This is a genomic window from Acinetobacter sp. GN11 (assembly GCF_054823985.1).
In genome coordinates, this window is record NZ_JRVL01000361.1 from 1 (window position 1) to 502 (window position 502).

Below are 502 nucleotides of genomic sequence, written 5' to 3' on the forward strand. Positions count from 1 at the left end.
ATTTATTTTAAATCATGGGTTTGTGTTTATTTTTATATTGATTGAGATGGCGTTTAGATGGTATTGCTAAATAATCGATAATATTTACATGAAAATTACAAAAAATTACCGTTCATCTTTCTGTCATATAGAAACCGTATAACAAAATAATAAATTAAGGGGAGAGAGAGGAAGATGGCTGATTTAACAGCAAAGAAAGTCAATAAACTTATTGAAGAGTTCCGTCAAACAGGCAAAGAACCCGAAAAGTTAGTTATTGGCTATAAAACTTATGCCAGACTCATGACCGAAGATAAATTTGCAGAAAAAGTAGTCCCTTCACTTGAAGATTCAAAAGAACGCTTATATAAAAATCTAAAAATTAAGCTCGTCACTGAAAAACATTACTTTGAAATTAAATAAAAATTATGTGAACTACATCACCTGTTATTAAAGTAAAGTAACACTAAATAATTTTAATAACATGATTATTGTATGATGATACAAATTAATGGTGTAGCCA

General features: G+C 28.3%; 1 protein-coding gene. It reads left to right on the plus strand.

From position 1 onward, the window contains the following. Window positions 1-174 precede the first annotated feature (174 nt). Window positions 175-402 carry a hypothetical protein gene (locus NL42_RS19395; RefSeq protein WP_004791683.1) on the plus strand — a complete coding sequence of 76 codons (228 nt, stop codon included), beginning with the start codon at window positions 175-177 and terminating at the stop codon, window positions 400-402. Window positions 403-502 lie beyond the last annotated feature (100 nt).

Excerpts from the sequence above, each read along its gene's own strand:
- NL42_RS19395 (WP_004791683.1), top strand. The coding sequence starts at position 175 with ATGGCTGATTTAACAGCAAAGAAAGTCAATAAACTTATTGAAGAGTTC.